The 25,550-nt window shown below is 50.3% G+C and carries 17 protein-coding genes; 15 read left to right on the top strand and 2 right to left on the bottom strand.

Features of this window, described 5'->3' with window-relative positions; genetic code table 11:
• Nucleotides 1–21 precede the first annotated feature (21 nt).
• From uvrA to MR847_RS09840, 5 genes are all read left to right on the top strand, one after another.
• On the top strand, nt 22–5,319 hold the full coding sequence (gene uvrA / locus MR847_RS09860) for an excinuclease ABC subunit UvrA (protein ID WP_287723653.1): 5,298 nt from the start codon (nt 22–24) through the stop codon (nt 5,317–5,319).
• 61 nt (nt 5,320–5,380) lie between these two features.
• A complete protein-coding gene (locus tag MR847_RS09855) occupies nt 5,381–7,492 on the top strand; it encodes a formylglycine-generating enzyme family protein (protein ID WP_287723652.1) in 2,112 nt (703 codons plus the stop codon).
• A 56-nt stretch (nt 7,493–7,548) separates the two neighbouring features.
• Complete coding sequence (locus tag MR847_RS09850; RefSeq protein ID WP_287723651.1) at nt 7,549–8,058, top strand: hypothetical protein; 510 nt, start codon at nt 7,549–7,551, stop codon at nt 8,056–8,058.
• Between the two features lie 10 nt (nt 8,059–8,068).
• On the top strand, nt 8,069–9,748 hold the full coding sequence (gene ettA / locus MR847_RS09845) for an energy-dependent translational throttle protein EttA (RefSeq protein ID WP_277002922.1): 1,680 nt from the start codon (nt 8,069–8,071) through the stop codon (nt 9,746–9,748).
• 113 nt (nt 9,749–9,861) lie between these two features.
• Nucleotides 9,862–11,484, top strand: a complete 1,623-nt coding sequence (locus tag MR847_RS09840) for a glycoside hydrolase family 13 protein (RefSeq protein ID WP_502798512.1) — start codon at nt 9,862–9,864, stop codon at nt 11,482–11,484.
• Between the two features lie 20 nt (nt 11,485–11,504).
• On the opposite strand, the gene MR847_RS09835 is transcribed toward MR847_RS09840, so the two are convergent.
• Nucleotides 11,505–13,412 carry a BamA/TamA family outer membrane protein gene (locus tag MR847_RS09835; protein WP_287723650.1) on the bottom strand — a complete coding sequence of 636 codons (1,908 nt, stop codon included), beginning with the start codon at nt 13,410–13,412 and terminating at the stop codon, nt 11,505–11,507.
• Nucleotides 13,412–17,287, bottom strand: a complete 3,876-nt coding sequence (locus MR847_RS09830; protein ID WP_287723649.1) for a translocation/assembly module TamB domain-containing protein — start codon at nt 17,285–17,287, stop codon at nt 13,412–13,414. The genes MR847_RS09835 and MR847_RS09830 overlap by 1 nt, the downstream gene beginning before the upstream one ends.
• Nucleotides 17,288–17,328: 41 nt before the next feature.
• Between MR847_RS09830 and MR847_RS09825 the strand changes: the two genes are divergently transcribed.
• The 10 genes from MR847_RS09825 to MR847_RS09780 form a co-directional block, all read left to right on the top strand.
• Nucleotides 17,329–17,610, top strand: coding sequence for a hypothetical protein (locus MR847_RS09825; protein WP_100424602.1), 282 nt, complete (start codon nt 17,329–17,331; stop codon nt 17,608–17,610).
• The gene (locus tag MR847_RS09820; protein ID WP_277002912.1) at nt 17,607–18,392 is read left to right on the top strand and encodes an ATP-binding protein; all 786 of its coding nucleotides are present in this window, start codon (nt 17,607–17,609) and stop codon (nt 18,390–18,392) included. The genes MR847_RS09825 and MR847_RS09820 overlap by 4 nt, the downstream gene beginning before the upstream one ends.
• The gene (locus MR847_RS09815; RefSeq protein WP_100424600.1) at nt 18,389–18,748 is read left to right on the top strand and encodes an STAS domain-containing protein; all 360 of its coding nucleotides are present in this window, start codon (nt 18,389–18,391) and stop codon (nt 18,746–18,748) included. The genes MR847_RS09820 and MR847_RS09815 overlap by 4 nt, the downstream gene beginning before the upstream one ends.
• 29 nt (nt 18,749–18,777) lie before the next feature.
• Nucleotides 18,778–20,835 carry a hypothetical protein gene (locus tag MR847_RS09810; protein WP_287723648.1) on the top strand — a complete coding sequence of 686 codons (2,058 nt, stop codon included), beginning with the start codon at nt 18,778–18,780 and terminating at the stop codon, nt 20,833–20,835.
• A gap of 48 nt (nt 20,836–20,883) precedes the next feature.
• On the top strand, nt 20,884–21,339 hold the full coding sequence (gene ndk / locus MR847_RS09805; protein ID WP_100424598.1) for a nucleoside-diphosphate kinase: 456 nt from the start codon (nt 20,884–20,886) through the stop codon (nt 21,337–21,339).
• Nucleotides 21,340–21,366: 27 nt separating this feature from the next.
• Nucleotides 21,367–22,227, top strand: a complete 861-nt coding sequence (locus MR847_RS09800) for a succinate dehydrogenase cytochrome b subunit (RefSeq protein WP_100424597.1) — start codon at nt 21,367–21,369, stop codon at nt 22,225–22,227.
• A gap of 1 nt (nt 22,228) precedes the next feature.
• Entirely contained in the window at nt 22,229–24,142 is a 1,914-nt protein-coding gene (locus MR847_RS09795; RefSeq protein ID WP_287723647.1) for a fumarate reductase/succinate dehydrogenase flavoprotein subunit, read from the top strand.
• Nucleotides 24,142–24,921, top strand: a complete 780-nt coding sequence (locus tag MR847_RS09790; protein WP_353846855.1) for a succinate dehydrogenase/fumarate reductase iron-sulfur subunit — start codon at nt 24,142–24,144, stop codon at nt 24,919–24,921. The genes MR847_RS09795 and MR847_RS09790 overlap by 1 nt, the downstream gene beginning before the upstream one ends.
• Before the next feature lie 49 nt (nt 24,922–24,970).
• Nucleotides 24,971–25,342: a type II toxin-antitoxin system Phd/YefM family antitoxin gene (locus tag MR847_RS09785; RefSeq protein WP_287723645.1), complete on the top strand. Its 372-nt coding sequence runs from the start codon at nt 24,971–24,973 to the stop codon at nt 25,340–25,342.
• The coding region (locus tag MR847_RS09780; RefSeq protein ID WP_287723644.1) for a type II toxin-antitoxin system RelE/ParE family toxin at nt 25,332–25,550 on the top strand (219 nt) is incomplete at its 3' end. The genes MR847_RS09785 and MR847_RS09780, both read left to right, overlap by 11 nt.

Raw genomic sequence — 25,550 nt, 5'->3', positions numbered from 1 at the left:
TACGTTCACTATATTTTAAACATGACGCGATCCATTGTCGTTCGTGATGCTTGCGAACATAACTTAAAGCATGTCAGTTTAGATATCCCTCGCGATTCTATTGTGGTGGTGACGGGAGTCTCGGGCTCCGGTAAATCGAGCCTTGCCTTTGATACGATTTTTGAAGAAGGTCAAAGGCGCTATGTAGATTCGCTTTCGGCGTATGCACGCCAGTTCATTGGGGTGATGAAGCGTCCTGATGTACAGTCGGTAACGGGCATTTCTCCGACGATTTCGATTGACCAAAAGACGGTGAATCGAAATCCGCGCTCGACGGTTGGAACGACAGTGGAAATCCTCGATTTTTTCCGTTTGCTGTTTGCGCGCCTCGGTGTGCCGCACTGCCCTCAATGCGGAAAGGTAATCCAGGCTCAGACGATCGATCAGATTGTCGATAATCTCTATGTGGAAAATCAGGGCCGCGGCTTGACGGTTTTAGCTCCGATTGTGCAGGAGCGCAAGGGCGAGTATCGCAAGGAACTGGCGGATCTTGCCGAAAAAGGCTTTGCCCGTGTGCGTGTCGATGGCCAAATTTTGCGCACAAATGAAGTTCCTCTGCTGGTTCGCTATGAAAAGCATACGATTGAAGCGGTCATAGACCGAGTTTCGATCGAGGACAAGAATGTTTCTCGCATCCGTGAGGCTTTGGAAGGCGCTTTACATTTGACCGATGGGAAGCTTGTCGCTTTTCTCTTTGACGATGGGGAATACCGGATTCAGGGGACGGAGCTCGCTTGCACGGATTGCGGCGTTTCAATTCCGGAGCTCGAACCGAGACTGTTTTCGTTCAACGATCCTCAGGGCCAATGCCCGCATTGTAAAGGGCTTGGACGCGATTATGTTTTTGCTCCAGAGTTGATTGTTCCGGATCCAAGCCTTTCGATTCGCGGTGGCGCTCTCAAATGCCAGAAGTCCGATGGAAAGGTCATCTTTACGGATTTTGGCTGGTCGGATTTTTCTCGTGTGGCGCGTGCCGAAGGCTTTTCGCTCGAAACGCCGTGGCAAGATCTTCCGGACAGTGCGAAGAATGCGATTTTTTACGGCTCCCCGAAGGCGGGAACAGATGGCATTATTCCGCTGATGCAGGATTTGTGGAACCAGTGGCACATTGTGCATTTCCGCAAGTTTATGTATGAGAGCAACTGCCCGGTTTGCCATGGAACGCGCGTTTCCCCGGTGGCGAATGCGGTTACATTCCGCGATATGACGATCGATCAGATGTGTCACATGCCCGTGGACAAGCTCGAAGATTTTTTCCGCAACTTAAAGCTTTCGGACAAGGAAGAGCATATTGGCCACGAACTCTTTAAGGAAATCCGCAATCGCCTGAATTTTTTGGTGAACGTGGGACTTGGCTATTTAACGCTTGCGCGAGGCGCAAGGACCCTTTCGGGCGGTGAAGCGCAACGCATTCGCTTGGCGAGTGCGGTGGGCGCCGGTTTGCAGGGTGTGCTGTATGTGCTCGATGAACCGAGTATCGGTTTGCATGCGCGCGATAATGAAATGCTCCTCGGAATTCTAGAGCGTTTGCGTTCGCAGGGCAATAGCCTGATCGTGGTGGAGCATGACGAAGAGACGATGCGTTATGCGGATTACGTGGTGGATATTGGCCCGGATGCCGGTGTGAAAGGCGGTACGGTCGTAGCCGCTGGTACGGTTGAAGATCTGCAAAAGAATCCGAAGTCGCTGACGGGTAAATATCTTTCGGGCAAATTGCGGATAGAAATTCCGAAAGAACGCAAAAAGGTTTTGAAGGATACGCATTGTCTGGAAATTTTTGGCGCTGCGGAAAACAACTTGAAACATGTGAACGTGAAGATTCCGTTGGATGGAATTTTGACGGTCGTCACGGGCGTTTCCGGTTCGGGCAAGAGCTCTCTCATCAATACGATTTTGAAGAAGGAACTCGCAAGGCAGTTCCACGGGGCAACGGAAACGCCGGGTAAATTCGATAAGCTGACCGGAACGGAATTCATCGACAAGGTCATCGAAATTGACCAGACGCCGATCGGTCGCACTCCGCGTTCAAACCCGGCGACGTATACGGGAGTTTTTGATGACATTCGCGACCTGTTTGCAAGCCTTCCCGAAAGTAAAGCCCGCGGTTATACGAAGAGCCGTTTCAGTTTTAACGTTGCAGGAGGACGTTGCGAAGCTTGCCAAGGTGCAGGCGTAAAAATTGTGCAGATGCAGATTCTCCCGGATGTGCAAGTGCCGTGTGACGTCTGTAACGGAAAGCGCTTTAACGATCCGACTTTGGAAGTGCATTTTAAGGGCAAGACGATTACCGATGTGCTTGAAATGACGATCGATGCAGGTTGCGATTTTTTCAAGGACATTCCGAAAATTGCGGAACCGTTGAAGCTGTTGAAAGAAATCGGTCTCGGCTACTTGACGCTCGGTCAGCCGTCGACAACGCTTTCGGGCGGTGAAGCACAACGCATTAAGATTGCGACGGAACTGCGTCGACCGGGTACGGGAAAAACGCTGTATCTGCTCGATGAACCGACGACCGGCCTGCATTTTGAAGACATTCGCCACTTGCTCGATTGCTTGAAGCGCCTGCGTAATCTCGGCAACAGCATGGTGATCATCGAACACAATATGGACGTGATCAAATGCGCGGACTGGATTATTGACCTTGGCCCGGATGCGGGCGTGAACGGCGGTGAAATTATCGCAACAGGTTCCCCCGAAGAAGTAGCGAAAAATCCGAAGTCTTTGACGGGGAAATTCCTTGCGAAAGTCCTTTCACCGAAAACAGAAGAAGCGAAGTCCATCGCTCGCAAAAAAGAAGTGGCGGACTGCTTGGATATTCAGATCGTCGGCGCGCGGAAGCACAATTTGAAAAACTTTAGCGTGACGATTCCGCGTCATCAGTTGACGGTGATTTCGGGTGTTTCCGGTTCTGGAAAATCGAGCCTTGCTTTCCACACGCTTTTTGCGGAAGGACAACGCCGTTTTGTGGAAACGCTCAGCACGTACGCGCGCCGTTTCCTCGGACGTCCGGATCGCGGATCGGTGGACTTTATCCGCGGACTTTCGCCTGCGATTGCAATCGATCAGGGAAGCGCTTCGAAGAGCCCGAGAAGTACCGTGGCGACGCTTACGGAAATCTACGATTACTTTAGAATTCTTTGGGCGCGAGCGGGCGAAGCGCATTGCCCGGAATGTGGACGCCCCTTGGAGTTTGCACCGATCTCTTCGATCATCGGAAATTTGCTTGAAAAATCCATAGGCAAAAAAGTGGAAATTCTCACGCCGATCTTTATAGCGGATTCCAACTGCGAATGGATGGCTCCGGATGAAAGTAAAATCGTGGGTCTTTCGGATCGTTTACAGGAACTCGGTTACCGACGTCTTCTGGTGAATGGAACGCGCGCAGAACTTCCGCTGAAGAAACTTCCCAAGAATGTGAAGGAAGTGTATGCAGTTGCGGATCTTATACCGGTTTCCGATGCGAATGCGCCGCGCCTTGCCGAAGCTTTGGAACGCGCTTATCACGACGGTTCTCGTTCCGCAGGCGTTCGTGTGGAAAATGGAAAGATCGTCCCGTATTCTTTTTACCCGAGCTGCAAGCATTGCCATTATTATTTGACGCAGAATTTTGACCCGAAGCAGTTCAGCTTTAACACGCACTGGGGTGCCTGTGAACGTTGTGCTGGTATGGGCGTTTTGAAGTCGGGTGAAGTTTGCCCGGATTGCCATGGTGCTCGTTTGAAACCGGAAATCCGTTCGGTGACGATCGCTGAAAAGAACATTACCGAAGCTTCGGAACTGAGTATTCACGAGGCGCGGAATTGGTTTAAAAAGATTCGGTTGGATAGGGCTCGTGAAAAAGTCGCAAAGCCTCTCTTCCGTGAAATTCTCGGACGTCTAGAATTCTTGGAAGGCGTTGGCCTTGGATATTTGAATTTGAACCGCACGGGCGATACGCTGTCGGGTGGTGAATCGCAGCGCATTCGTCTTGCAAGCCAGATCGGTAGTGGGCTTGAAGGCGTGATGTACGTTCTAGATGAGCCGACGATCGGTTTGCATCAAAGCGATACGAAAAAACTTTTGGATTCGCTGTACAGGCTGCGCGATCTGGGAAATACGCTGATTGTGGTGGAACACGATTTGGAAATGATCCGGGGCGCTGACCATTTGATCGATATGGGTCCGATGGCAGGCGAATATGGCGGGGAGGTGGTTGCGGAAGGTTCTCCGAAACAGCTTTCGAAAAAAGTTTCCCTCAAGGTGTACCCGCATAGCGAGACCGTCAAGTACCTGACCGGTTCCGTTCCCATGTACAATCCGCCGCTCAAACCGATTTCGAAAGACGCTTCGTATCTGGAATTCAAGAACCTTTCTTCGCACAATTTAAAGAACATTTCAGTCCGCTTCCCGGAAAATTGCATCTCCACGGTCTGCGGGGTTTCCGGTTCGGGCAAGAGTTCCTTGGTGATGGATGAAATTCTTCCGCTGATGGAAGCGGCGTACGGCCGTGGTGAAAGGCGTAAAAAGGCTCGCTTAAAGGCGATCTTCCCGGATACGGTCAAGGAAGTTCTCGCCGTGGACCAGAGTCCGATTTCGGGAACGCCGCGTTCGACGCCTGCAAGCTTTACCGGAGTCTTGAATCCGATTCGCGATCTTTTCGCAAAGATGGAACTTTCGAAGATGAAAGGCTTTGGCTCGAACCGTTTCAGCTACAATTCGGCGAATGGCGGTGGACGTTGCGAAGCATGCGAAGGCCGTGGTATGGTTTCTGTCGAAATGCACTTCCTTTCGGATGTGTGGGAAACCTGTGATGTCTGTAAGGGCAAGCGTTACAATCAGGAAACCTTGGCGGTGGAATTCAAAGGCAAGAACATTGCAGACGTTTTGAATATGCGCATTGATGAAGCCTGTGAATTTTTTAAGGACATTCCGAAGATTGTAAAAAAACTTCAGGTCCTTTTGGACGTGGGACTTGGATACCTGCGCCTTGGGCAGTCGGCGACGACGCTTTCGGGCGGAGAAGCGCAACGGATGAAGCTTGCTGCGGAACTTTCCCGTGGAACGGGCCGCAAGGGCGTTTTGTACCTTCTCGACGAACCGACAACCGGTTTGCATTTGAAGGATGTACAGATTCTGTGGAATCTTTTAAGGCGTCTTTCGGCGCAGGGAAATACCATTATTTTAATCGAACATCATCCGGATGTGATTCGTCTTTCCGATTATATCGTGGAACTTGGGCCTTCTGGCGGTGATGCGGGCGGTTTTGTGACCTATATGGGGGCTCCTTCTGCCAAAAAATAGACGAAATCTATTACATTCTGCCGTTTTTAACTTAAATTGAAAGAATCCGGCAGGAGGACTTATGCAATTTAAAGCGTGGATGGTAATCCCTTTTTTGTCGATATTTGCAATCGCAGGGGGGACGAGAGATTTTCGGTATTCCGTTTCCGATGAACAGTTCAAGGATAACGCTAAGATTCTCAATGGTGAAAACGTATGCATCGATAGGGACAAGGCTTCCCACCTGGAAGCGATTCATCTGAAGTTCCCGTTGGAATCGGCAACGCTCTATTTGCGATCCAAGCTTAAGGGTAATCAGTACGGTTGGTTCTCGGGTGTTATCAAATCGGATTGTTACAAGGATTTAAACGCATTTAATCTGCAGGCAAATCATTTGACGGCTCTGGAAGCGGTCCATATGCGTTTTTATGCGACGCCGCACATGAGACCGTTCCAGGACGAATCCCAGGTTTACTTCGACAAGAAATATCTGTATTCTTCCCGTGTCAAAACGCTTTATTTTATCCAGAACGGTAAGTGGCAAAAGCTGACGCCGACATCGCTTACAGGAATTGTCGAAGTGGATTCCTTGCCCGATAGTACGATGATCCGAATCGGTGCGGATGTTTACCGGGCTCCGATGACGTTTGCTCCTGTCGATACGGGTCTTTTCTTTGCCACTGTATTTGTCCCCAATGCGTATCCGTATACTGCCGGCGTGCACGTAACGAATGGAAAGCGTGCGAAGCTGAAATCGGTCGTTATCCCTCTGGATACGTTGCAGTATGAAATTCAGACGGAAGTGACAAAAGAGCAGGTTATAGCAACGCATTCTCTTGAAGAAACGGAAGCTCTCTATGACCGGTTCATTGAAGATCTGACCGCAGCGAATATCGATCGCAGTGGAACTGCAGCCTTTGATTCGGTCTATCCGAAGAAAAAGAATCCTCCGAAAGGAATGGATTCTATGCATACGCAGTATGTTGCCTATGCAGCGACTTTTGAAGCGACCCGTACCCGCGCTCGCGCGATGTGGCTCTCGGAACGCCTTGCAAAAATCACCACCATGAATCAAGTTCTGCGCGCTCGCTTAGAGGAACAGCAGAAGGATACGATTCAGCTTGAAGTGATCCCGGAATCGATTGCGAAGACCGATTCGGGCATTCGTATTTGCTTTAACGATTCTTTGAAGCGCACGCAGGTGGAATGGGTCGGTCTCTTGGATTCGACTCTTGAGGATTCCGTGTGGATAGCAGAATCTCAAAATCCGGATGCCATGCGCTTTGTGTTAACGCTTGAAAACAAGCCTGTTTGGAAGTATGACGGTTACCGTGTTAAGAGCCGTCACCAGTACCGCTTTGTGCGCCTTCACGTCCGCTTCCGTAACACGCTTTACGCGGGCGATGGAAAGTTCATTTTGCCGGCGAATCTTCTTATAGAACCGGAAGTTCAGGAATGGCTGAATCCGAAAAAGGAAGAAAAGGCTCCGATAGTGGTCGCGGATACGGTGCAAAAAGAGGAAAAGGCGCCTGTGGCTAAGCCTTCGATCGAAGAACTCAGCCGTGCCGTTGCCGAAATCGACTCGGGCACTTTCCGCTTCAAGAACCGCATTGTGCACATGTCTCCGTTCGGAATTCGCAAGACAGAAGTCACAATTGCAGAATATCGTGATGTAATGAAGGATTCGACGACGAAATTCACGTTCACCGATAGTCTGATGCCGGTTCACAATGTAAATTGGAACAAGGCTCGTGAATTCTGCAAAGCGATTGGCGGAGATCTTCCGACAGAAGCGCAGTGGGAATTTGCAGCTCGTACGGGAAAGAATGAAGGCTCGCTTTGGCGCTTAAGAACAGGCGATCAGGCGTTCCAGTATGCTGTTTTCCGTGCAGACGGTCCGCAGCGCGTCGCTTCGGCCAAGCCCAATGCCTGGGACCTTTACGATGTCTCTGGCAACATGGCGGAATGGACGCGAGATTCCTATTCGTGGTTCTCTTTTTACGTGGAAGATGAGGACCCGACAGGTTCCTTCTTTGGGGACTCCCGCGTGTTCAAGGGCGGTTCCTGGAAGAGCAAAACCGAAGATGAATTGGATCTGACGGATCAAGACGATGAAGATCCGCGTTATTGGGCGAATACGCTTGGTTTCCGTTGCGTGTTCCCCTCAAAGGCTCAAGGTAAGCCAGAACCATGAATTCTGAATTGAAACTTTTTCAAAGACTTGCTTCTTTTCCATTCTTATTGATTTTCTTGGCATTCCTTTTTCCGCTTGTGAATGTTTCTTGTTCGGAAAAGGTTGTTGCCGAACCGAATGTTTATGAATTCATCTCCGGGGTGACGCCGGAAACGGTTCTCGATGAAGAAACGTCGAAGGCCGTGAACGAAATGAAGGAAAAAGACCCTCGGGTGAAGGCTTTTTTTGAACAGCCGATCAAAACTTCGCGTGCAATCATCCCGGTTGCGGTCGCTGTGGCCCTAGCGGCGGCTTGTGCATTCATTACACCCGTTGGATCGCTTGCCATGGCGCTTGCTGCCTTTGCATCGCTCTGGGTTTTTATCTACAATTTAAGCGCAACTGTTGTGCGGCAGCATTATGACTTCCTGACCGTTGAACCGGCGGTCGGTGCGTATTGCATTTCATTCTTGCTCGTAATCGGTATCGCTATGGATTTGGCGGTCATTATCAAGAATTACAGGCTGAACAAGCAGAAGCAAAAAGAAGAAAATACTCAAGACCATCACCCTTCGGAATCGAAGTAAAGGAATCCACATGGCCGAAAAATTTGTTTTTTACATGAACCGAATGACCAAGATGTATCCGCCCGGAAAGACGGTGCTCAAGGACATTTCGCTGAGCTTCTATTACGGAGCAAAGATTGGCATCATCGGTACGAACGGCAGTGGTAAATCGACGCTTCTCCGCATTATGGCGGGCATCGACAAGGAATTCCAAGGCGAAGCTTGGATTGAACCGGGCCGCACCGCGGGCTACCTTCCGCAGGAACCGCAGCTCGATCCGAATCTGACTGTCAAAGAAAACGTGATGCAGGCGGTCGCCAAGAAACAGGCGATTCTTGACCGCTACAATGAAATTTCGATGAAGTTTGCCGAACCGATGAGCGATGACGAAATGAACAAGCTCATGGAAGAACAGGGGAAGCTTCAGGACCAGATCGATGCGGAAGATCTATGGAGCCTTGACCGCAAAATCGAAATCGCGATGGACGCCCTGAACTGCCCGCCGGGTGACTGGCAGGTGACGAATCTTTCGGGCGGTGAAAAGCGCCGAGTGGCTCTTTGCCGCTTGCTTCTCGAAGAACCGGACCTTTTGCTCCTTGACGAACCGACGAACCACTTGGATGCGGAATCGGTCGCTTGGCTTGAACGCCATTTGCGCGAATACAAGGGCTCCGTGATCCTCGTGACGCATGACCGTTACTTCCTCGATAATGTGACGGGCTGGATTTTGGAAATTGACCGTGGCCGTGGCATTCCATGGCAGGGCAACTATGCGGAATGGCTGGACCAGAAGCTGGACCGCATGAAGAATGAAGAAAAGGGCGAATCCGATCGCCAGAAGCGCCTTGCCCGTGAACAGGAATGGGTGAAGCAGAGCCCGAAGGCGCGTCAGGCGAAGAACAAGGCTCGTTTGAAGGCATACGAAGATCTTTTGGCGGAAGACAGCCGCGAACAGATCAAGGTCGCCCAAATTTACATCCCGAACGGAAAGCGCCTCGGCAATGTGGTGATTCAGGCGGAAAATCTGCGCAAGGCATACAACGACAAGCTCCTTTTCGAAGATCTTTCGTTTACGCTTCCGCGTTCGGGTATCGTGGGCATTATCGGTCCGAACGGTGCGGGTAAATCTACGCTGTTTAAAATTATCACGGGTCAGGAAAAACCGGATTCGGGTTGCGTCAAGATCGGCGATACGGTGGAAATGATCACCATGGAACAGGGCCGTGAAAGCTTGGACGACACGAAGACTGTCTTTGAAACGATTGCCAACGGCAAGGAAGAAATCATCCTCGGGGAACGCAAGATGAACGCTCGCGCTTACTGTGGACTTTTCAACTTCACCGGTGCCGATCAGCAGAAGAAACTTTCTGTGCTTTCGGGCGGTGAACGCAACCGCGTTCTCATGGCAAAGAATTTGCAGCGTCCGGGCAACTTGCTGTTTCTCGATGAACCGACGAATGATTTGGACATTGAAACGCTGCAGGCCTTGGAACAGGCGATTCTTCGCTTTGCAGGCTGTGCCGTGATTATTTCGCATGACCGCTGGTTTTTAGACCGCGTGGCAACTCATATTCTCGCTTACGAGGGCGATTCCAAGGTTGTCTGGTTCGAAGGCAACTGGAGCGAATATGAAGCGGACTACCGGAAACGTATGGGCGATGACGCGGATACGCCGAAGCGCTTCAAATATAAGACGCTCACACGTGAATAAAGCGATATAGACTTATCAAAGCGTTGGCCCTCATCGGCCAATGCTTTTTCTTTTGTCTAGGCTCAAGCCTTGGCTTGGGCTGTCATCAACAAGAAGAAACATTTATGAAGCAGATGGATTTCGAGTGGTGGAAAAAGACCGTTTGTTACGAAATTTATCCGAGTAGTTTCCAGGATTCGAATGGAGACGGAATCGGGGATATTCCGGGAATTACGAGTCGCTTGGATTACCTTGCGAGCTTGGGTGTGGGCTGTATTTGGGTTACGCCTGTTTACGCTTCGCCGATGAAGGATAACGGTTATGACGTCGCGGATTTTTACAAGATCAATCCGCTGTATGGCACCATGGAAGATATGGAAAACCTGATTGCCGAAGCGGACAAACGGAACATCAAAATTGTGATGGATCTTGTGTTCAACCATGTTTCGGAAGAAAGCGCCTGGTTTCAAGAATCGAAAAAGAGCAAGGATAATCCGAAGAGCGACTGGTTCATTTGGCGAGATAAACCGAACAACTGGCGAGGAATCTTTGGCGGTTCCGCTTGGAAATGGTGTGAAGAACGCAAACAGTATTACCTGCATACCTTTGGCGATTTTCAGCCAGACTTGAACTGGGAAAATCCTGAAGTGCGAAATGCGCTTTACGACATTGCGAATTTTTGGATTCAAAAAGGCGTGGGTGGATTCCGCATGGACGCGGTCGTCTACATCAAAAAACCGGCGGATTTTGCAGACGGGAAGCCGGACGCTTCGGACGGTATGGTGCTGATACATGAAATGACCGCCAACCGGGACGGCATTCTCGATTATTTGCACGAATTCAAAAAGAAGGTTTTGGACGGCAAGAATGTTTTCACTGTCGGCGAAGCGAACGGCATTCGTCCCGAAGAATTGAAGCATTGGGTAGGGAGCGAAGGCGTGTTCGACATGCTCTTTGAATTCAACCATTTGCAGGGTGGGGACATTTGGTACAATCCGAATTTGCTTTCGACTTTGGATTTGAAGAAGGCGATTTTCCAAAGCGAGAAGGCAACGGCGACGAATGGCTGGTATCCGGTCTTCTTTGAAAATCATGATAAGCCACGTTCTGTCAATGCTTATTTCCCGGATTCGGCGGATAAGGCTCTAGCGAGTAAGGCTTTGATGACGCTGTTATTGACTCTTCGGGGAACGCCTTTTGTATATGAAGGCGAAGAAATCGGGATGAGCAATGTGGACTGGGATTCGATTGACGCTTATAACGAATTGAATTCCCGCAGCCAGTACGAGATGGCGCTCCAAGAAGGCTTTTCGCATGAACAGGCGATTGGCTTTGTGAAAGCCCTGAGCCGTGACAACGCCCGCACTCCGATGCAGTGGGACTCCGAATTCAATGCGGGCTTTACGACGGGAAAGCCTTGGCTTCCGCTGAATGAAAACTTTGTGCAGCTGAACGTTGCCACTCAGGAAAAGGATTCAAATTCTCCGTTGGCATATTTCCGCAAACTGGTACGCCTTCGCAAAGAAAACCCGGTGCTGCTACAGGGAACCTTTACGCCGATCCTTGCCGAAGATCCGCAGATCTTTGCCTTCCGCAGATCGCTTGACGGTAAAACGGTGACTGTACTTGTGAACCTTTCTGAAAAAGACGCCCGCTATGCTCTCTCTCTTTTAAGCGGTCAAAAGCTTTTGCTTTCGAACGAGGAAGCGCCGACGCTTGGCGTTCTCCGTCCATTCGAAGCGAATCTTTTTGAATAAAGGCTCTTGCGTCGGCGCGTTTAGAACGCTTGGGACAAGTCGAAGTTGATTCTCTGAAAGGAGAACGATTCCATTCCCCAGTTCGAAAAATCCTTTTTGAAGGTATAGTCCAGACGTAAAGTCAGGAATTCCCATTTGTAACGGATGCCCGTTCCGAAGGCGGCGTTTGTCTTTCCGCTGTAAAGACCGCTGTTCTTGTCGCTGACGTGCGTCCAGTCGTAGAATTCCACCAGTTGCCAGTTCTTGATGGCTTCAAAGGGGGAATTGATGCGCAGTTCTACGTTAAAGCGTAAATACTGCGGTGTAAGTCCCGTGTGGATGACTTCTTCGCCTTCTTCATCGGTACTTGTATAGCTCGGATAAATGCTGCGGAAACGGTAACCGCGGACGGTGCGGGAACCACCCTGGTAGAAGATGCGGGCATCGTCTTCCATCGCTTTGTCAAAGAAACGTCCATAGCTTACGCTGCCTGCAGAAAGGAACGGCCCAAATAGCGGCAGGTATCCGGTCGATGTCAATTCGCCATAGGTGTACGGATTTCCCTTCATTTCGGCGTTCCGGATGCTACCGGTAAAGTTTGCACCTGCACCAAGACGCGGAGCAAAGCGGAGACCCTTTGTCGGGTTGAAGTAATCATCGGTAAAGTCAAATGCCAACGCGGTTTCGCCTTTCACTTTGAACAGACGCGATTCATTCTTTTGCACAAAACGCGTATCGAGGGTTGCGCGAAAGCGGATGTTTTTGGAAAGACCGAAGGTCAAGTCTCCACGGTTGATGACTTCATAGCGTTCTTCGGTGCTGTCCGGGTACGCTGGCGGGGAAGTCTTTTCGTGGTTAAAACTGATGTGGTCATCAAAACGGATTGCCGTCGGAATGAAGTTAAAGCGCGTTCCGAACAAAAGCGGGTTTGCATAACCGAGGGTGAGTTCCTGTTTATTCTGCGCCACGAGAATGCTTGCCGATCCTTCGTGGAAGTGCCCAAGGAAGTTCTTGTGCTTGACCATTGCCGATGCACCAAAGCCGTAAACTTCTTCAAAGAAGACGGAGTAGTGTGCTTCGCCAGGCATGCGTTCGACGGCGCTAAAGTGAATGTCGGAAAGGCTGTCGTTTCGTGGAGAGTCTTCCAGGTGAATCGAGGTAAATATCTGGGTAGAAAGAAGCTTGCTGCGGAAGGTTGCATAGGTTTTTCCGTTGATCACTTCTCCCTTGGGAATTCGCCAAAGAGAATTCAGCCAGGCGGTATCCGATAAGCCTTCGGTATCGGTGGTGTCAAGCTTTGCAATGCGTGGCGGCTTTTGAGTATGGCTCGAGAAATCTCCCATACGCACCTGTTTTCCGGGCTCGATGTAGATTTCGACGTTTACCTGGTGATTCAAGGTGTCGAGGTATTCGAGGTAATCCGCGCGAACATGCAGGTATCCCTTTTCACGGTAAAGAACCTGGATCTGTTGCACATCGTCCGGGACGACGAGTGGGTCGTAATCGCTTCCTTCCTTAAAGCGGAGTCCCGTGAGCTTCACGGTGTCGGCGGTGGAGTCTCCCTCGATATGCATTTTGCTGAATTTGTAAGGCTTGCCTTCTTCCATGCGGAAGCGGTAGAGCGTATAGGGAACGGAGTCGTTTTTGTCGACGTGATTGCGCAGCACTTCAAGTTTTGCCGTATAGCTGAAGTAACCGGCAGAATAGTACAGAAGTTCCAAGTTGGTTCTGGCGACGCGCATCAAAAAGTCTTGACGCGTCGTATCGACAATGCCGAATTCCTCCGGAATGTCTAGTTCTATAGCCAGCTCTTCGTCGGAATAAAGGTGGTTGCCGATGAACGAGACCTTCCACGGATTTTTAATCGGAACGGCTGTAGTGTCCGCATCCGGTTCTATAGCCCAAAGGGCGACAGAAAAGAAAAGGAGAATCCAAAGGAGTTTTTGCATCACTTCTTCTCCTTTTCAGCTTCTTTTTCTTTCTTCTTTTCTTCGGAAGTTTTTCCAAATCCGAATAGGCGCGGAGACCAGAATTTGTAGCTGTAGTGAAAGCCCACGTTTTTCTCTAGACGGTGTTCGTCTTCATCTGTCGTGGTAATGTAGTTCTTTGAAATCAGGTTTGCACCGAAGTCGAGCTTTGGACTGTAATGTTCCGGGTTCTTGGTCTTGTCTTCTTCCGAGAAGGCGGGAATCGTATAAGTGATGCCCGCTTCGAGAGCGCGGTCGTATGTCGGTGTTTCACTCTGGTCCTGCTTGTATCCAAAGACAAAGCTTAAATCTTTGACCCAACGGTCGAGTGAAATCGGAATCATGAGGTAGCTCGAATCCTTTTCGGAGATAGTTTCTTCGTCAAACAGCTTGAGCTTCATACTGATGTCGCCCACATATTCACCGCCAAGCGTTTTGTTTGCCGTTGTCGTGAGAACGCTACCGATGAGTTTTCCTGCCACCTTATTTCTGTCGATTGTCGAATTTTCTTCTTCCGACATACAGCCGAGAAGAACACTGTAATATAGCGAAGCTGGGGAATCGTCTACTCCGCAGTTTGCGCTCGGCATTGGCTTTGGCGCGGTCAGCGTACCGAGAATGTCTAGGTGCACCGGGCAAGTTTCATCTTCGTCACGGTTCTCTGTCGTTTTACAGTACGGCAAATTCTGAACGCTTGAAACGTGGATAGTTCCTCTGTCCCATGGAACGTCTTGGAAAGAAATCGCAAAGGATTCCAGATCGAACTGGAAAAGATCCTTGAGACCGATCGTTCCGTTTGCGGAGTTGTTGATGTCTCCTCGGAGCAGCGGATGGTCGGTGGTTCCGAGAACCCAAAGGTCTACGGTCAGCGGGAAGTTTGCAAGGTTGGTAAGGATTGCAATCGTATCACGCTGGGAATCGCTGATGTGGAGCGAAAGGTTAAGCGGTCGGGATTTGGCGGCGGTCTTTTTCAGTGGAGGTCTTGTACGGCGCACCTTGGTAAAGAATCCGGAAAGCGTTGCTGAAATTTTGCTCAAACTGCCAAATCCGATTTCCACCGAGAAGTCTTTCTTGTAAACGGCACGGTTCAATAGGAAGTTCCCTTCAATCGTGGGGTTTGCAAAGCTTCCGTTCACGGCATGCGGCAAGTGAACGATAGCGGTACCGTGTGCCGATGCGTCTGCGTCGCCCCATTCAGGCTTGTTTAATTTGTAAGAAATCGTGTCCAGTTGCAGCGAAAGGGTGAATTCCTTTTCGGAATCTTCCAAGTGACCGTTGATTTTGCTCAAACGAATATGGTGGATTTGATTCCAGGTGAGCGAGAACTGGTCGGTGTTGATGTCCACGCTGCCTAGCGTTCCACTCTTGAGGTTGTAACTTGCGCTTGCGAGAATGGATTCGCCTTGCGAGTTTGTCAGCTTTGCATCTGGAATGTTGAAAATGCCATCCTTGAATGTTCCACTAAAAGAAACCGGCAAAATTGGAAAACCGCGTTTAGTGTCGATTGCTGTGGAGTCGGAATGGAACGAAAGATTTAAGCTGTCGAGGAAGTGTCGCAAGTCACCAGTCGCGTCTGCCTTGAAATCCGTGTAAACGATTTCACCCATGTTTTCGGGCAGGAACCAAGAACCGGTCAGCTGGGCCTTGCCTGACCATTTGAATGTTGAATCAATGTCGCCGTCGAGCCAAGCGGTGCCGCCGACAGGCGTTGTGAAGTACGCAAAGATATGCCGCTTCGGTTCTAGAAGTCCGTTCACGTCAATCTGCAAGTCACCGTTCCAGGTGCGCTCGCCCGCGCTGATGTTGCCTGAAATCTGCATCTTTTCTGTTTCCGCAAAGACATCGAGCTTGGGAATCGAGAAAAAGTCCGGGGAAACATTCTTGAAACTCAGGTTCGAGAACTGCAGGGAACCTTGAAGACCGCTGCCTTTGCGGTACGAAACGTTTCCGCTAAACATACCCGTGGCAAGTGGAGACTTTTCATAAGGCGCAAGCAGAAGCGGAATGTCAAACTTGTCGGTCGACGCCCAAACGTCCACGAGTTTTGCACTGGTAAAGAAAGCTTCGGTTGAATCGTAATGCAATAACGCGGAGCCTTCGATTTCAATCGAGTTTGTACCTGTAGAAATCAAAGCCTTGTCGAGAGAGATGCTGTCGATGGAATTGTGCAACTTGAAGTGCCCGTTCAAAGGAATTTGGGCAATCTCCGTTTCCACGTCCAACTCAATGTTGCCGTTCCAAAATTCAAAGTTTTGGTTGAACGTACCGGTCGCAATACCGTCGAGACCTTGGAGCAAGGTCGTGTCTGCAAATGGAATCGTGGAAAGACGCACCTTGTGCGCTTCGCTTTCCATTTCCAAATCCAAGGTGATGAACGCTTTGCCGTAACCGCCGTCGGATTGGTTCACCTGCCAAGAAGTATGCGGGATGGAATCTTTCCATTTCACGTCACCCGTAAAGGTGAAGTTTTCTTTTGGCGTTCGAATAAATCCCTTGATAAAGTCGATTCCGTTTTTGTCCAAAACAAGAGAGGTGAAAACGGAATCCGCCTTCATCGTATAAGCGTATTCTACCGGGGCAATCGCTACGTCGGCATGTAATTTCCCATCGTGAAAAGAACCCTTTACCTGCGGACGCGTGTTCAGCTTCAAATGCTCTCCGCTCCAACGTCTTGTCCAAGCTTCGTTCGCGGCGATGTCGCCTGTAAAATCAATGTTAAACGGACCCTTGTCGAGACCGGAGATTTCTGCGTTGACGATCGAGCCTGCTTTGGTAATCACATGGGCGCTCAACGCGTCCTTGGAATTCTTGGTGGCAGAAACGGAACAGTCAAGCGGCTGGAACCTGGGACCGAACAAAGCTTCAATGCCTTGAATGTTCACGTTGACTTTACCGTTCAGGTTCTTATCGACCCTGCCTCGAATGTCGATGCGCTGACTTGAATTTTTCCCGGTCAGTTTTCCGTTCACAACGAAGTTCATTTTTTCGTTGCTCTGCACCCGCAGGTCCGCGTTCAAGGCGGGCAATGGCCAAAAGGCGCCAAGCTTTGTACGGAGACGAGCGTCGTAAGAAAACTTCTTCTTTTCCGCATTTGCGCTAAACGAAGCGTTCACATGGATGTCTTTGATAGAAACGCTTTTTGGAATCGCGCCTTTGACGAGCTTCTTCGGATTTTTGACGTGAAGCTCGGCCGTTCCCGAAAGATCGCTGAGGGAGTTCTGCGGGGCGTTGAGGGCGACGGTGACGCTATCGTTATCTTCGGTAATCGCTTTGACATTTGCCGAAAGGAACTCGCCCTGCCAAGAGAGAATTACCTTGCCCGAAATCTTCCTTTCCAAATAATCCCCTTGAGCTTCTTGGAAGGAAAGCTGTGCCGCACGGTTGCCGAGAGGTTTGACCTTGAGGGAATCGACGCTCCAACTGCCGACGGAATCCACATCGGCTTGCACGTGGCCGATTCTTACGCGTGCGTCCAGCGGAATGCGAAAATCCGGGATGGCGAACGCCGCGGTGTCGTTTTCGGATTTGGGGAACTGGGACGGCTGGATCTTTGCTTTCACCGTATCCATATCGACATGGATAAAGTCTTCTGTGGGCGAAAGCATAATATGGGCTTTGACCTGCGGTTTTTGCACAGCAACGTCAAAACCAGGGCCTTCTACCCGGATAGAATTCCACCGGTGGTCCAAAAGACCGCCCGAAGAATGCCCTTGGAAGTGGACTTGGACGACCCCGTAGGTGTGGGAAGTGTTCAGATATAGACTAAGATAATAGCGTCCAAACCAGGCTAAAGCCACAAGGCAACCTACGAATATGGCGAAAATGCCAATGGCGACAGCGGGCTTTAACCGTTTCACATATTGCAATATAACTAGAAAACTATATATATTGGGGGTGTATGGAAGGTATTCGAACCATTCACCTAGCTGTTTCTGCCGATGAGGATTTTTTCCCGACTCTGAAAAAATCCGTCGAGGACTATGCGTCCGCTTTGGACGTCTCTGAAGCGGCGTTAGCTTGTGTGGAAAAGGAAACTGAACAATTGTTTGAACAGGAACTCTCTGCGTGGAAGGATTCTTGTTTTTCGCTTGAAATTTCGGCAGAACCGACGACGATTTCGATTGTCGTTTTGGGCGCTGACCATCAACCGGTTGCCAAAAGGGAAATCCCCGTCGCATGAATCAAGTTGTTGTAAAGCCCTTAGCCGAAGAGCCCGAAGTCACGCTGCTCAAACTGAGCGGTGATATCGGATTGAATGAAATTCCGCAAATTACCGCTCTAGTGGACGAATACTATGGGAAAGGCGCCCTGCACTGGGCTGTGGACCTTTCCGAAGTCAACTTTTTAAGCTCGCCTGCTGTCGGAGCGATTATGGGACTGCGGTCCCGGGTCGTTGCGCGTTTAGGGAGCATTTCCGTTTTTGCCGCTCATGCGCGCCTTGCCGAAAAGCTCAAGCTCATGGGCGTGGACCTAGTGATTCCGGCATTCCGCAATCTGCAGGCATACGTGGACCATTTTCGTTGGGAATACAAAGGCGCTTCGCGAGAAGTGAATTTGGTTTTGCCCGCAAATACTTCAGTCGTTCCGCCGACTCGCCGTTTAATCGAGGGAATTTTGCGTAGCAAGGGCTACGGGAAAAAAGACGCCTTCATCATGGAATCGATTGTCGATGAACTGGCGAATAACGCAATTGAACATGGTAAGCCGGTTGATGGCGTCTTTGAACTAAAGATGAAATTCGACAAGTTGAAAATCAATTTGACGGTGGCGAACCAGTGTGAAGAACTTTCCGATGAAGCTCAAAAGGCTTTGATTGAAAAGTATGAACATCCCAAAATGAACCCGGACTCGGTAAGAGGCCGCGGAATTGTACTTGTAAAAAAACTGTCGTCTGAAATGCGTTACCGCGTAGAACCGCGCCGCGTGGAAGTCGACATTGTCAGGATACGCGAGGGAAAATGAGTGAAAATCCAGAACTCTTGAGCATTGAAACCATTGAAAATTGTCCTAAGGCGCGCCTGTTGCGCTTCGTCGGCGATTTGGATTCCACCAATGCCGAGGCGACGTCCAATCGGATCGTCGAACTCTTGGACGGTGAAGTGACGACTCTTGTCGCGGATTTTTCCCGTTTGCGCTACATCAACAGTACGGGTCTTGGCGCACTCCTTTTTGTAAACAAGAAGGTGAAAGGCGTTGGCGGCGTTTTCAAAGTGGCGAACGTGAACGAAAACGTTCTGGAAATCATCGAAATCATCGGTGCGGACCAGCTGTTGGAAATCCACAGGACCTTGGAAGAAGCCCTTGCTTCCCTGAATTAATTTGTTAGACCTTTTGGAGTTTTTCTTTGATGAAAACGTTTAGAATACTTGCGTCTGTCGGCTCTGCGTTGAGCCTTTGCGCGTTGTTTGGATGCCAGTCCAAGCCTGCGGACAAGATTGTCGCTCAGGTGGGTGCGGAAAAAATTTACCAGTCCGATGTGGATTTTTTGAAGCGTGCTTCCCGTTCTTTTGCGGAACCGGGTCAGGAAAAGGCGGCTCTTGAAAATATCATCGAAGCCCGCATGATCTACCAAGAAGCGAAGAAGCTTGTGGGGGAAGAAAACCCGAACATCCAGCAGACGATGGTGAATTTGCAGGATCGCTTCTTGATGCGTGCCTTTGACGAATTCTACGTCTCCCAGAACCTTTGCCATACGGATGCGGCTCTGCAGGAATATTTTGACAAGAATAAGGCTTTGTTCGCCAAGGATTCTTGCAATCGTCTGAGCGATTGTCGCGAAAATGTGGCGAAGCAGCTGTATCTGAAGGAAAACTCTGGAACGCTCCAAGGCTATACCAAAAGACTTCTCGATGCCCAGACGATTTCCAAGGTGGAACTTGCCTACGTGGTATCCGCTGATACGGCTCTTGTGAACAAAGCTTTTGCGGACTTGGATTCTCGTAAGGTTCCACTTGCGGATATCCAAGGCTTGAAGCAAGAAACCCTTCTTTCGAATTCGCGTGAAGGGGTTATGGCCGTAGATTCCGTCCGTGAAATTCTCTTTGGCAAGGATTCCTTGGCGGTCGGTGAAGTTCGCCTCATCCAAGGGCCGTCGACTTCTGTCGCCTTGAAGGTTCTGCTGCGCCGCGCACCGGACGTTTTGCCGGAAGAAGGCCGCGACTCGGTCATTGCGGAACGCTTCGTGATGGAATTCAAGAACCTGATGGCGGGGCATAGTGGCGACAGCCTGTTACAGGCGCGTTACAAGTATCGCTTGGAACCGATCCGATATCCGGAAGTGCAAAAGTATTACGACGCACATGCCGCGGAATTCAATGGCGCGCCTCTCGACAGCGTTACCTTGGAAATCGAAAGCAAAATTTCGGGCGGTAAGGATCTCCCGCTGGATTCGAACTATGTGCTTGCGACAATCGACGGCAAGCCGTTCGTTACCGAAAAGGATGTGCGAGGCTTGTATCTGGAACTTCCGGAGCGTCTTCGTCCGCAGTATCCGCGCCGTCGCCGCGTACAGATGATTTCGACGTGGAAGCTCAAAGCCTTGGCAGCCCGTGACGCAGGTCTCGACAAGACGGATCTCTTCAACAAGTTGCAGCTCATGGCCAAGATGTCTTTCTACCGAAAGGCTTTCTCTGACTCGCTTGCGAAGAATGGCTTCTTTACTCCGGAAGATTCTTTGAAGACAGTTTTTGCAAAGTATGGCGCGGCAATCTTCCCGAATGCGACTCTGGAACAGGTCTCCGGCGACATGGGCGTTTTTGCTCAGACACCGGACAAGGCTTTCCTGTACGAATATTACCGTGAACAGGATAAGCTTCCGAAAACGGAAAACTTGGATTCAATCAAGGTACTCGTTTATAAGGGTGCGGCGGCAGGCTTTGCCCGCAGCTGGTTTGAACGCTTTAGAAGGGAAGCCTTCAAGAAGCATCCGGTTTCGGTCATCGACAAGTTTTACCTGCCGCGAGAAGACCTCTTCTCGACAGAGGATTTGCAAGCTCGTGCGGATTCCATGTATGCGAACAGGAACCTTTCTGGTGCATGGCTCACGTGGGAACGCATCAAGGATCTTTCGGTCGATGAAGAAGACTCCTTGTATGCCCGTTCGATCCTCGAACTTGCGAAGCTCGATGCGGAACGCGGAAAATTTGCGGAATCCGAAAAGGAATATGCGGCCTTCCTCTCGATGTGGCCCGAATCTCCGTTCGCGGAAAAGGCGATGTTCGCCCGTGGCTTCCAGCTGCGTGAAAATTTGAAGAAGGACACCGCTGCTCTCGCTGTTTTGACTCAATTTATGGAAAAATACCCGAAAAGTGACCTCCGTGAGTCGGTGGAATGGCTTATTAAAGACATCCAAAGCGGCGGAAAACTGTCGGAAGAATTGAATCGGAAGATTTCCGAGCAGGAATAAAAGACGAAATAATTATATTTGGACAACCTTTCAAGGCGGTATAATATTATGGAAATGACATTTGCTATGATCAAGCCGAATGGCGTGAAGTCAGGTCTTATCGGTCGCATTTTGGATCGCTACACGAGCGCTCGTCTCTCGGTTGTCGGTCTCAAGTTGCACCAGATGACTTCTGAAGAAGCCCGCGGTTTTTATGCAGAACACGTGAACAAGCCGTTCTTTCCGGAACTCGAAGCGTACATGACCAAGGGACCTTCGGTCATGATCGCTCTCGCTGGTGAAAACGCAATTGCGGCTGTCCGCGCAATCAACGGCGCTACCAATCCGGCCAAGGCTGAACCGGGTACGCTCCGTTACGACTTTGCCCCGTCGATGACCGAAAATGTCGTCCACAGTTCCGATAGCCCGGCAAGCGCCGAACGCGAAGTGGCTTTCTGGTTCAAGAAAGAAGATCTTTATGAGTACGAAGCGGCTTCCAACAAGGCTTGCACCGTTCTCGGCTAATATTCACACTTAAGGAGACAAAACCACATGCAATGGATAATCAAGTATCTGACTTCTTCTATCGGTAAGAAGCAGATCATGGGTGCTAGCGGTGCATGCCTTGCGCTGTTCATCTTTGGACACATGGTTGGTAACTTGCAACTTATCAACTTGGACCAATCTGTCGCGCAGGCCCACTACAACGCTTACACGCAGTTGCTCACGGGAATGAAGCCGATGATTTATTTCATCGAACTCGGACTTGTGGCTCTGTTCATCATTCACGTCGGCCTCGCTATTAAGCTGAAGATTGAAAACCGCAAGGCTCGCGGTCCTGAAGCTTATGAAGTGAACGCTCGCAAGGGTCACAAGACTTTTGCAAGCTTCACCATGATTTGGTCCGGCATTTTCGTTCTCGGCTTCGTGATCCAGCATTTGATGGTTCTCAAGTTCGGCGTTCACTACCTGTACGAAAATGAAAAAGGCATGATCATTCGTGACATGTGGCTCACGACGATCGACATGTTCGCAAGTCCGTTCTGGACCGTCTTCTATTTGATCAGCATGTTCGTTATCGGCATGCACTTGTTCCACGCGATTTCTTCTGCATTCCAGACGATGGGTGTCGCTCACCAGAAGTGGACTCCGATTATCGACCTCGCAGGCGTTGTCTACAGCGTAATCGTGGCGCTCGGTTTCGCTTTCGAAGCCGCTTTCTCTTGCTACATCGCTAACACCGATGAAGTCAAGAAGATGCGTGAAGTGGCTCGTAGCGAAGTCTACCAGCAGAAGCTTGAAGTTCAGAAGCAACAGCAGATGCAGGAAAAGGAATCCAAGAAGACTTCCGCCGTGAAGCTTGAAGATGGTTTCCAGTATTCCTACGTCATGAACAAGGAAGGAGCTCGCTAATATGATTCTGGATGCCCATATTCCTGGTGGTTCTATCTCCGAAAAATGGACGCGTCACAAGTTTGAACTCAAACTCGTGAACCCGACCAACAAGCGTAAATTCAAGGTCATCGTCGTCGGTACGGGTCTTGCCGGTGCAAGTGCCGCTGCCTCTCTCGGTGAACTTGGCTACAACGTTCTTGCGTTCTGCTATCAAGACTCGCCACGTCGTGCACACTCCATTGCAGCACAGGGCGGTATCAACGCAGCCAAGAACTATACGAACGACGGCGACTCCGTTTATCGTCTCTTCTACGATACCGTGAAGGGCGGTGACTTCCGCGCACGTGAAGCGAACGTGCATCGTCTCGCTGAAAACTCGAATTTGATTATTGACCAGTGCGTGGCTCAGGGCGTTCCGTTCGGCCGTGACTACGGTGGACTTCTTGCTAACCGTTCCTTCGGTGGTACTCAGGTTTCCCGTACGTTCTATGCACGTGGCCAGACCGGTCAGCAGCTCCTTCTCGGTGCTTACCAGGCGATGATGAGCCAGGTCGCTAAGGGCTCTGTGAAGCTGTTCCCGCGTCGCGATATGCAGGACCTCGTCGTCATTGACGGTAAGGCTCGCGGTATCGTGGTGCGTAACCTCATTACCGGTGCTCTTGAAAGCTATGAAGCTGACGCAGTCTGCCTTGCAACGGGTGGCTACGGCAACGTCTTCTACCTTTCTACCAACGCAAAGGGCTGTAACGTGAGCCCGGCTTGGCAGGCTTATAAGAAGGGTGCGCTCTTTGCAAACCCGTGCTACACGCAGATTCACCCGACTTGCATTCCGGTTACCGGCGATCACCAGTCGAAACTCACGTTGATGAGTGAATCTCTCCGTAACGACGGTCGTATTTGGGTTCCGAAAAAGGTCGGCGATACCCGCCCGGCTAACGAAATTCCGGAAGACGAACGTTACTACTACCTCGAAGAACGTTATCCGTCCTTTGGTAACTTGGTGCCGCGTGACGTGGCTTCCCGCAATGCAAAGATGGTCTGCGACCAAGGCATGGGTGTGGGTGCAACGAAGCGTGCCGTTTACCTCGACTTTGCCGATGCAATTAAGCGCATGGGCGTGTCGGGCGTTTCTGCCAAGTATGGTAACCTCTTCCAGATGTATGAAAAGATTACCGACGAAGACCCGTACAAGGTTCCGATGCGCATTTACCCGGCTAGCCACTATACCATGGGTGGTCTCTGGGTAGACTACAACTTGATGAGCACGATCCCGGGCTGCTTCGTTCTCGGTGAAGCGAACTTCTCTGACCACGGTGCTAACCGTCTTGGCGCTTCTGCTTTGATGCAGGGCCTTTCCGATGGTTACTTCGTGATTCCGTACACCATCGGCGGTTACTTCGCAGGCACGAAGCTTGAAAAGGTTTCTGCTTCGGATCCGGCGTTCAAGGCTGCGGAAGCTCAGACGATGGAACGCTTGAACAAGATCTTGAATATTCACGGTAAGCGCAACGTTTCCGACATTCACCGTGAACTCGGTCAGGTGATGTGGGATTACGTCGGCATGGGCCGTAACAAGGCAGGTCTTGAAAAGGCTCTCGAACGCATTCCGGAAATCCGTGACGAATTCTGGAACAATGCGAACGTGCTCGGTAGCGAAGGTGACTTCAACCAGAATCTCGAAAATGCAAACCACGTGGCAGACTTCCTCGAATTCGCGGAACTCCTCGCACGCGACGCTTTGCACCGTGAAGAATCCTGCGGTGGTCATTTCCGTGAAGAACATCAGACTGCAGAAGGCGAAGCGATGCGCGACGACGAAAACTTCTGCTATGTCGGTGCTTGGGAATACAAGGGTGACGGACAGGCGCCGGAACTCTCCAAGGAACCTCTCACATTCGATAATGTTCACCTCGTGACCCGGAGTTACAAATAATGAGCGGAAATATGCATCTGACTTTGAAAATCTGGCGTCAGCCGAATGCCAAGACCAAAGGTCAATTTGAAACTGTAAAAATCGACGGCATTTCCCCGGATATGTCTTTCCTCGAAATGCTCGATATCGTCAACGATCGCGAAATGAAGCAGGGCAAGGAAGGCTTTGCTTTTGACCACGACTGCCGTGAAGGTATTTGCGGTATGTGCTCTCTCGTGATCAACGGTATGCCGCATGGTCCTGACCATGGCATTACCACTTGCCAGCTTCACATGCGCAAGTTCAAGGATGGCGATACGATCGTGATCGAACCGTGGCGTGCTTCGGCATTCCCGGTCATCAAGGACTGCGTGGTGAACCGTGGTGCATTCGACCGTATTATTCAGGCTGGCGGCTTTGTCAGCGTGAATACGGGTGCCGCTCCGGAAGCCGCTTCTATTCCGGTTCCGAAGGATCAGGCTGACCGTGCGTTCGACGCTGCGGCTTGCATTGGTTGCGGTGCTTGCGTCGCTGCCTGTAAGAACTCTTCCGCAATGCTCTTCGTTTCTGCCAAGGTTTCTCACCTGAGCTTCTTGCCGCAGGGCAAGGTCGAAGCGAAGAAGCGCGTTCTCGCGATGGTCGCCCAGATGGACAAGGAAGGCTTCGGCAACTGCACGAACCTTTACGAATGCCAGGCGGCTTGTCCGAAGGGTATTACCGTGGATTACATCGCTAAGATGAACCGCGAATACCTGATGGCTACGGCTACCTACGCTGAAAAGGTCTACGGTAAGGACTAATCCGCTCAGTGTCATTGCGAGTGCCGTAGGCACGAAGCAAACCTTAGCTTTGAAAAAGGACTGCCTTGAAAAAGGCGGTCCTTTTTTTGTATCCGGTTTTGAAAAGACTATATTTAGTATTGAATTCAGTCCAGTGCGAGGATGTATGTCGGAATTAAAAAACATTAAACCTATCTCGTATGTCAAGGCCAATGCGGCAAAGGTCTTGGATCATGTCTGTGAGACGCGATCTCCTTATATTGTGACGCAAAATGGCGAGGCGAGGGGAGTCCTTTTGGACATTGACACTTACCAGTCGATGCAAGACGGTTTAAAGCTTTTTAAGCTGTTTGCGCAAAGCGAAGGCGAAGTTGCGAAAGGCAAAATCATCCGTCAAAAAGATCTCTTTGCTTCTTTGGAGAAGGAACTGGATGCCAAGTAAAAAGTTCGCTGTAGAATGGACAGAATCCGCCGCAGCAGATTTAAGAGGGATTGTCTTGTACATTGCAGAGAACAGTCTGCAAAATGCTCGGCAGATATTTGCAAAGATCAAGACCGAATGTGAAAACTTGGAAAAGTTCCCGGAGATGGGGAAGGTCCCTGCAGAATTGGAAGCTTTGCAAATCGGTGGATATCGGGAATTGGTCGTA

Source organism: Hallerella sp. (assembly GCF_022776125.1).
Taxonomy (GTDB): Bacteria; Fibrobacterota; Fibrobacteria; order Fibrobacterales; family Fibrobacteraceae; genus Hallerella; species Hallerella succinigenes.
The sequence above is the reverse complement of the archived record's forward strand: the minus strand, read 5'-3'. Positions and strand labels throughout refer to the sequence as shown.

Coding starts and splice junctions, on each gene's coding strand:
- uvrA (WP_287723653.1), top strand. CDS start 22: ATGACGCGATCCATTGTCGTTCGTGATGCTTGCGAACATAACTTAAAG.
- MR847_RS09855 (WP_287723652.1), top strand. CDS start 5,381: ATGCAATTTAAAGCGTGGATGGTAATCCCTTTTTTGTCGATATTTGCA.
- ettA (WP_277002922.1), top strand. CDS start 8,069: ATGGCCGAAAAATTTGTTTTTTACATGAACCGAATGACCAAGATGTAT.
- MR847_RS09840 (WP_502798512.1), top strand. CDS start 9,862: ATGGATTTCGAGTGGTGGAAAAAGACCGTTTGTTACGAAATTTATCCG.
- MR847_RS09835 (WP_287723650.1), bottom strand. CDS start 13,412: ATGCAAAAACTCCTTTGGATTCTCCTTTTCTTTTCTGTCGCCCTTTGG.
- MR847_RS09825 (WP_100424602.1), top strand. CDS start 17,329: ATGGAAGGTATTCGAACCATTCACCTAGCTGTTTCTGCCGATGAGGAT.
- MR847_RS09820 (WP_277002912.1), top strand. CDS start 17,607: ATGAATCAAGTTGTTGTAAAGCCCTTAGCCGAAGAGCCCGAAGTCACG.
- MR847_RS09815 (WP_100424600.1), top strand. CDS start 18,389: ATGAGTGAAAATCCAGAACTCTTGAGCATTGAAACCATTGAAAATTGT.
- MR847_RS09810 (WP_287723648.1), top strand. CDS start 18,778: ATGAAAACGTTTAGAATACTTGCGTCTGTCGGCTCTGCGTTGAGCCTT.
- ndk (WP_100424598.1), top strand. CDS start 20,884: ATGGAAATGACATTTGCTATGATCAAGCCGAATGGCGTGAAGTCAGGT.
- MR847_RS09800 (WP_100424597.1), top strand. CDS start 21,367: ATGCAATGGATAATCAAGTATCTGACTTCTTCTATCGGTAAGAAGCAG.
- MR847_RS09795 (WP_287723647.1), top strand. CDS start 22,229: ATGATTCTGGATGCCCATATTCCTGGTGGTTCTATCTCCGAAAAATGG.
- MR847_RS09790 (WP_353846855.1), top strand. CDS start 24,142: ATGAGCGGAAATATGCATCTGACTTTGAAAATCTGGCGTCAGCCGAAT.